Source organism: Streptomyces sp. NPDC058534, assembly GCF_042717365.1.
Lineage (GTDB): Bacteria > Actinomycetota > Actinomycetes > Streptomycetales > Streptomycetaceae > Streptomyces.
Genome location: NZ_JBHXNW010000029.1, coordinates 910 through 7,721 on the forward strand (window position 1 = coordinate 910; position 6,812 = coordinate 7,721).

The 6,812-nt window shown below is 69.4% G+C and carries 9 protein-coding genes and 1 tRNA gene; 6 read left to right on the forward strand and 4 right to left on the reverse strand.

The features are described 5' to 3' along the window. Nucleotides 1-102: 102 nt before the first annotated feature. The 3 genes from ACFWR9_RS19135 to ACFWR9_RS19145 all read right to left on the reverse strand — a co-directional run bounded on the left by ACFWR9_RS19135 (nt 103) and on the right by ACFWR9_RS19145 (nt 2,410). Nucleotides 103-738, reverse strand: a complete 636-nt coding sequence (locus ACFWR9_RS19135; protein WP_383843319.1) for a DUF305 domain-containing protein — start codon at nt 736-738, stop codon at nt 103-105. Nucleotides 739-861: 123 nt separating this feature from the next. Further along, complete coding sequence (locus ACFWR9_RS19140; RefSeq protein ID WP_383843323.1) at nt 862-1,263, reverse strand: DUF6153 family protein; 402 nt, start codon at nt 1,261-1,263, stop codon at nt 862-864. A 142-nt stretch (nt 1,264-1,405) separates the two neighbouring features. After that, a complete protein-coding gene (locus ACFWR9_RS19145; protein WP_383843326.1) occupies nt 1,406-2,410 on the reverse strand; it encodes a histidine phosphatase family protein in 1,005 nt (334 codons plus the stop codon). Here ACFWR9_RS19145 and ACFWR9_RS19150 point away from each other — a divergent pair. The 3 genes from ACFWR9_RS19150 (at nt 2,331) to ACFWR9_RS19160 (ending at nt 4,629) form a co-directional block, all read left to right on the forward strand. After that, nucleotides 2,331-2,996 carry a response regulator gene (locus tag ACFWR9_RS19150; protein WP_383843329.1) on the forward strand — a complete coding sequence of 222 codons (666 nt, stop codon included), beginning with the start codon at nt 2,331-2,333 and terminating at the stop codon, nt 2,994-2,996. The two genes, ACFWR9_RS19145 and ACFWR9_RS19150, sit on opposite strands and share 80 nt — an antisense overlap. Next, a complete protein-coding gene (locus ACFWR9_RS19155) occupies nt 2,993-4,096 on the forward strand; it encodes a sensor histidine kinase (protein WP_383843332.1) in 1,104 nt (367 codons plus the stop codon). Before ACFWR9_RS19150 ends, ACFWR9_RS19155 begins: the two co-directional genes overlap by 4 nt. Nucleotides 4,097-4,227: 131 nt before the next feature. Further along, a complete protein-coding gene (locus ACFWR9_RS19160) occupies nt 4,228-4,629 on the forward strand; it encodes a hypothetical protein (RefSeq protein WP_383843335.1) in 402 nt (133 codons plus the stop codon). Between the two features lie 378 nt (nt 4,630-5,007). On the opposite strand, the gene ACFWR9_RS19165 is transcribed toward ACFWR9_RS19160, so the two are convergent. Continuing rightward, nucleotides 5,008-5,081: transfer RNA gene (locus tag ACFWR9_RS19165), tRNA-Gly, on the reverse strand. Nucleotides 5,082-5,366: 285 nt separating this feature from the next. Between ACFWR9_RS19165 and ACFWR9_RS19170 the strand changes: the two genes are divergently transcribed. From ACFWR9_RS19170 to ACFWR9_RS19180, 3 genes are all read left to right on the forward strand, one after another. Next, the gene (locus ACFWR9_RS19170; RefSeq protein WP_383843338.1) at nt 5,367-5,528 is read left to right on the forward strand and encodes a hypothetical protein; all 162 of its coding nucleotides are present in this window, start codon (nt 5,367-5,369) and stop codon (nt 5,526-5,528) included. A gap of 80 nt (nt 5,529-5,608) precedes the next feature. Then, nucleotides 5,609-6,184, forward strand: a complete 576-nt coding sequence (gene dcd, locus ACFWR9_RS19175; protein WP_055418772.1) for a dCTP deaminase — start codon at nt 5,609-5,611, stop codon at nt 6,182-6,184. A 25-nt stretch (nt 6,185-6,209) separates the two neighbouring features. After that, nucleotides 6,210-6,707 carry a phosphoribosyltransferase gene (locus ACFWR9_RS19180; RefSeq protein WP_383843341.1) on the forward strand — a complete coding sequence of 166 codons (498 nt, stop codon included), beginning with the start codon at nt 6,210-6,212 and terminating at the stop codon, nt 6,705-6,707. The last annotated feature ends 105 nt before the right edge of the window (nt 6,708-6,812 follow it).

Consider the following 6,812-nt stretch of genomic DNA (forward strand, 5'->3'; position numbering starts at 1 on the left):
GTGTGGTGGCGTTGCGGGGGGGGGGGGGGGGGGCGGCCCGGGGGGGGGGGGGGGGGGGGCGCCCCCCCCCCCCCCCCCCCCCCCCACGCCGACGCGATGAGGTCAGTCCTTGCCGAGCAGCGTCTTCATCTGCTCGATCTCCGCACTCTGCGAGGCGATGATCTCTCCGGCCATCTTCTTGGCCGGGCCGTGGGCGCCATCGGCCTGTTCGGTCTCCGCCATCTCGACCGCGCCCTCGTGGTGCTTGATCATCATCTCCATGAAGGCGGTGTCGAACGCCTTGCCCGAGGCGTTCTCGAGCTCGGTCATCTCCTCGGCTGTCATCATGCCGCCCATGTCGTGCATGGAGTGGTCCATGGCGCCCTCGGCAGGCACTTCCTCGCCCCAGGAGGTCAGCCAGCCGGAGAGCGTCTTGATCTCCGGGTCCTGGGCCTTCTTGATGTCGGCGGCGAGCTTCTTCACTTCGGCCGACTGCGAGCGGCTGGGCGCGAGGTCGGCCATCTCGACGGCCTGGCGGTGGTGGGGGATCATCCCCTTCGCGAAGGCCACGTCGGCAGCGTTGTGCTGCCCCTGCGACGCCGAGGCCGACGCGGAGGCGGACGAGGATGCGGTGGCGTTGTGGCCGTCGTGTCCGGCCGAGCTGTCGCCGTCGCCACCACAGGCGGCAAGGACGAGCGCTGCCGCACCCGCGGCGACAACGGCGGCAGTACGACGTACGAGTGAACGCTTGCGGATCATGATGGTGCAACTCCTTGACGCGCACCGTTTCGCGGCGCGCGGTGGAAGGGATGTCAGGGCGTGCGAAGGCACGGCACCCGTCACCGGAGAACACCGGGTACAAGGGGTGCCGAGCGGGCCGCTCTATATCCGCAGGAGTTGCAGCTCGGAAAGGTCGGGCGGGGCCCGCCCGTCATGGGGCGACCCCGAGAACGCCGCAGCGTGCGCCGGGGCCGGGGGAGCGTCCAGCGGGGCGCCGGTCAGGGAGGGCGGCGTGTACGCCGAACCGATACCGGCAGCCGCACACGTCCCGTCGGCGTGGTCGAGATGACTCGATCCACCGTCCGTGTGCGTGCATCCCCCGCCTGCGTGCGGAACGCCGTCCGCCGCTGCCATCACCATTTCGTGGCCGGCACCCGCCTGCGCCGACGGCACCGCTCCGGGCGCGAGGCCGTGCATGCCCAGCACACCGGCCAGTACCGTCATCACCAGCAGCGCGAGGAGCCGCCCCGCCGGGCGGCTGCTTGATCGGGTGCTCCTGGTCACGCGCCCATCCTACGGGGCTATCGGCCGAGCGGCAGGCGTGACAATGACTGACGCATCACCTGCGTCGACCGGATCGCCACGAGAGCGCTTCGCGACATCACCGTTCAGCCCCCGCCTCCATGGTCGCCGCGTGGCGAGACACTCAGGCACTGATCAGGTGATCCCAAGGCGTACGGCCTGGCTCGACCCGAGGCGTGGGACCGAAGTGCACACTCCAGTGGCCGCCCTGCGAACGCAGGGTAGCCATGGCCAGAGGTGGCACCGTGATGTGCCAGAACGCTCTCACCGGTACCGCCAGAGCGTGGACCACCGCGGCCCGAGCTACGGCCGGCTCGGTGATCGCCACTGCGCACCCCCTCTGTGACGGCAGGCTGCTGAGCCAGTTCGAGATGCGTTGGCAGAGCTGGCGCACGGATTCACCCCCGTGGGGTACGGCATCCGGGTCCGTCAGAAAGGCACAGAGCCCGTACGGATCGGTGGCCGCGACTTCGGCAGTGGTGCGGTCGCGCCACTGGCCGTAGTCGAGGTCGCGCAGCGCAGGCTCAACCTCGGCCGTGAGGGCGAGCGCACGAGCAGTCCGAGCGCAGCGGGGGGAAGGAGCCCGGACAACCGCGGAGCATCGGGGCAGAACTCCTCCGATGGCGTCCGCGCCGGCCGGGCCGCACCTGCTCATGGCCACGTCACCCAAGATCGGCCGACTCGAGTCGCCTCCAGCGACAGCACAGAGAAACGTCAGGCAGATCGACATCCGGCTGATCTCCTTTCTGCCCGGCAGAAGGCCGCAACGGCGGACACGACCGAATCGCCTGAGTACTGACTGTGACGGAGCGACTGGATGCGTCCGCGACAGTTGATCAGGCACTCGGCCGGATGGTGGACGGGACACCACCTGCTGCCTCCAGGGTCGGGCAGGGCCGCTCGTGAACCCATCCGGCACCTGTCCGGAACGGCCCCGCCGACCGGCTGGAGCAACCCCGCCACCTGGCGGTTGTCGGTCCCGGCCGCGGGAGATGCGCCCGGTGGTGGGTACGCATCGGACAGTGGGGCCGATGGTGAGTGGAGCACGCATGATCCGGGTGATGGTGGTCGACGACGAGGCGCTGATCCGTACCGGCTTCCAGCACATCCTGGAGGCTGCGGACGACATCGAGGTCGTGGCGGCGGTTCCCGGCGGCCAGGCGGTCCGAACGGCACGGGAGCGGCGCCCCGCCGTCGTACTGCTGGACATCCGCATGCCCGACGTGGACGGCCTCACCGTCCTGGCCGACCTGCGCGGGCTGCCGCACCCTCCGGTGGTGGCCATGCTCACGACGTTCGACATGGACGAGTACGTCGCCACGGCACTTCGCTCGGGCGCGGCCGGCTTCCTGCTCAAGGACACCGACCCGGAGCACCTGCCCTCCCTGGTGCGGACTCTGGCAGACGGCGGCACCGTCCTGTCGTCACAGGTCACCCGCACCGTCGTGGACGGCTACCTGAACGCCGGCCCGCGGCAGGACGCCATCCGCCGCCTCGACCGGCTCACCGAGCGCGAGCGCGCCGTGCTCGCAGCCGCTTCCGAGGGGCTGACCAACGCCGACATCGCCGCACGGATGCACCTGAGCACCGGCACGGTCAAGGACCACGTGAGCGCCATCCTGGCCAAGCTGGAGGTGGGCAGCCGCGTCCAGGCCGCCCTGCTCGCGGAACGCGCCGGCTTCCTCCGGCCACCGCGGGACGAGGAGGAACCATGAGCATCCGCCGCCCTCCCGCCCCGCTGCTGGACGCCCTCCTCGTCGCAGCGGCACTGCTCGATGTCTGGGTCCATGCCGACATCTCCGAGCCGCTGCGCCCAGCCAGCGCCCTCCTCGCTGCCTGCGCCCTTGTCCTGCGCCGACGCCTGCCCAGAGTCACGTTCCTGCTCACCCTCCCCGCCGTTCTTCTCTCCGACGCGGTCTTCGCGGCCCTGGCCGCCCTCTACACGCTCGCGTCACTCACCCGGGGCCGCACGCTGCTGGCCGTCTGCGCCGTGGCGTTCACTGTCGGCAACCTGGTTTCGCTGCCGTCGCCGGGATTCGAGTTCTCGGCGCCATCGACCTTCATCGCCTTCGGCTATACGGCGGCGACGGCAGCCGCACCCGTCTTCCTCGGTCAGCTGGTGCAGGCCCGGCGCGATCTGTCGTTGCGGCTCGCGGAGATCTCCCGGGCACGCGACCACGAACGGCAGCTGACCGCCCAGACCGTGCTGGCCCGGGAACGGGCCGCGCTCGCCCGCGAAATGCATGACGTCGTCGCTCACCAGGTCAGCCTCATCGCGGTCCGGGCCGGGGCGCTCCAGGTCGGCAGCCGTAACGCCGACGTCCGAGAAGCCGCAGCCACGATCCGGAAGTTGAGTGTGCAGACGCTGGAAGAGCTGCGGCACATGGTCAGCGTCCTGCGCACCGCCGGGGGCGGTCCTGCGGAGCTGGTTCCGCAGCCCTCTCTCGCTGATCTTCAGCGACTGGTCGACAACAGCGGTATCGAGACCGACCTGCGGACGGACCTGTCGGACAACCTCCCCCCGCCCGTCCAGCGCGCCATCTACCGCACAGTCCAGGAGGCCCTGACCAACGTACGCAAGCACGCCCCCGGCGCGAGAGCAGCCGTACGCATCTGCCACGAGCACGCAACGGTCCGGGTCACCGTCACCAACTCACCGCCGACGCGGCCCGCGCTCTCCCTCCCGGGCGCCCACTACGGCCTGACCGGCCTGCGCCAGCGGGCCGAACTGCTCGGCGGTACGACCACCTACGGCCCAACAGCGGACGGCGGCTATCAACTGAACCTGACACTCCCATCGGCCGGCACACGGTGACGACGCGAGCCCGGGTGCTGCGGCGAACGAGGAGTCACGAAGCGGGTAGCCACAGACAGACGCAGACAGTGTGCGAGGAGTTACATTCCGTCCTGATGCTGGACAGGCTGGCGCCCCCTCGCAGTCGCTCCGTGGCACGCTCCGCGGCGGCGATGCTCGTGCTGCTCGCCGCGCTGCTGCACCTGCTGGCCTGCGCGCACAGTCCAGCCGTGCCAGGGACGGAACGAGCTGTCACCGGTCGCTTCGTCGCGGCGCCGCACGGACAGACACCCGCGTCGGCCGACGAACACTCCCAGCGGCACGAGCCCCCGCAGCACCACCACGTCCATTGCTGTGGTGGTGAGGACGAACCCACAGTGCAGCCGTCGCGTGACGTGGCTCTCGCCGTCCACGCGGTCCACAGCGCGCTGACCGCCGACTGCCTCGGCGCCCAGCCGTCACCGACGCGACTGGCCGTGCACACACCGCCCCCGGACCCCGGCAGCTCGTCCACCGGACAGACCCGGGCCCGACTCGGCGCGTGGCGAACCTGATCGATCGAACACCGCGGTCCCGTACACAGCCGCGGTCAGGCAGTCGATCACTTCCGCCGCATGAGCGGCGCGACCCAGGCGAGCGGTCTCACGATGGAGGAACGCTGAGCGCGTTGCGATCTGCGGGGACCTTCCACCCTCCGCAGAGCTACCGCTATATGAAGGGTGATGAGCTTCTGCAGGTGGCCGTGGCGGGGCCTGTCGTGGGCACGGCTCTTCGTGAGGCGCTGGGAGACATGGTGCCTGCCTAGCGGTAGGTCGGGGGACGAGTCGCAGTCTGCTCGCAAACCGCCCTTTTCTTATGCGACTTGACCACCCTTTGCGCAAACTGGTCTAGACAACAAGCAAGGCCCAAGTCGATGACCTGGACCTTCGTTGTGGAGCGGGTGACGAGAATCGAACTCGCGCTCTCAGCTTGGGAAGCTGATGTTCTACCATTAAACTACACCCGCGTAAGACGCCGACCACGGTCGGTGCCTGGACGCTCGCTCACTCTACCCCATCGCTGGCCCCCGGTGTCTCCGCCGTGGGGCCGGTGGTCGTTCCGGGCGGTGGGATGCGGCTGCGGGCGGGCCGAGTTGACGCGTACTTTGGGGCGTACGGTGGGGGCGTTGGAGAGGGTGTGAGTGAGGGCGGAGTGCCGCCTGGAGAGTCGTCTCTTTCATCCCGTACTGTGGCATTTGTCGTCAGGGTAGACAGCCCGACGCGGCTCTTGGGGAAGGGACTTGAAGGACTTGATGGAGCGCACCACCGTCGTCCGCTGTGCCGATGGGCACGTGTTCACCGCCGCCTCGTTCCCGATGCAGCAGGCCGAGCGACTCGGCCCCGGCCGGCTGGTCCGATGTCCGCGGTGTGCGCGGCTGCGGAGTGCCGTGCCGGTGGGTTCGCAGGAGCGGTAGCGGTCCATCCCGAGCAGGGATCGGGCGCGCGGTGCGGCGGCGGTTGTCGCAGCTCCGCGCGCCTTGCGTATCCTCGGTGCGTGCTTCTCTCAGACAAGGACATCCGGGCCGAGATCGACTCCGGGCGGGTGCGGATCGATCCGTTCGACGATTCCATGGTGCAGCCGTCGAGCATCGACGTGCGCCTCGACCGCTATTTCCGGGTGTTCGAGAACCACCGGTACCCGCACATCGACCCCTCCGTGGAGCAGGCGGATCTGACCCGGCTCGTGGAGCCGGAGGGCGACGAGCCGTTCATCCTGCATCCCGGCGAGTTCGTGCTGGCCAGTACGTACGAGGTCGTCTCGCTGCCCGATGATCTCGCCTCGCGGCTGGAGGGGAAGAGTTCGCTCGGGCGGCTCGGGCTGGTCACGCACTCCACCGCCGGGTTCATCGACCCCGGGTTCTCGGGGCACGTGACGCTGGAGCTGAGCAATCTCGCGACCCTGCCCATCAAGCTGTGGCCGGGCATGAAGATCGGGCAGCTGTGCATGTTCCGGCTCACGTCGCCGGCCGAGCACCCCTACGGGAGCGAGCGGTACGGGTCCCGTTACCAGGGGCAGCGGGGGCCGACCGCCTCCCGCTCCTTCCTCAACTTCCATCGGACCCAGGTATGAACCCAGGTATGAGCAGGACGCGCGCATGAGTGATGTTCGGGAGAATCTGACCTACGAGCAGTTCGGCGGCGCCGTGCGGGAACTCGCGCAGGCCGTCGCCGACGACGGGTACGAGCCGGACATAGTGCTCTCCATCGCCCGCGGTGGGGTCTTCGTGGCGGGTGGGCTGGCGTACGCGCTCGACTGCAAGAACATCCATCTCGTGAATGTCGAGTTCTACACGGGGGTCGGGACCACGCTCGACATGCCCGTCATGCTCGCGCCCGTCCCCAACGTCATCGACTTCTCCGACAAGAAGGTCCTGATCACCGACGACGTCGCCGACACCGGCAAGACGCTCAAGCTGGTGCGGGACTTCTGCCTCGACACCGTCGCCGAGGTCCGCAGCGCGGTGATCTATGAGAAGTCGCACTCGCTCGTCCAGTGCGAGTACGTGTGGCGGCGGACCGATGAGTGGATCGACTTCCCGTGGTCCGTTCAGCCTCCGGTAGTCCGGCGGGCCGGGCAGGTGCTCGACGCCTGACAGGGCCGTCGAGGAGTGCGCGCATGGGAAGGGGGCCCCGGCCCGAAGCGGGGGGGCCGGCCCAGGGGGGGGGGGCGATAAACCGAGCCCCCGGCAGAGAGAGCA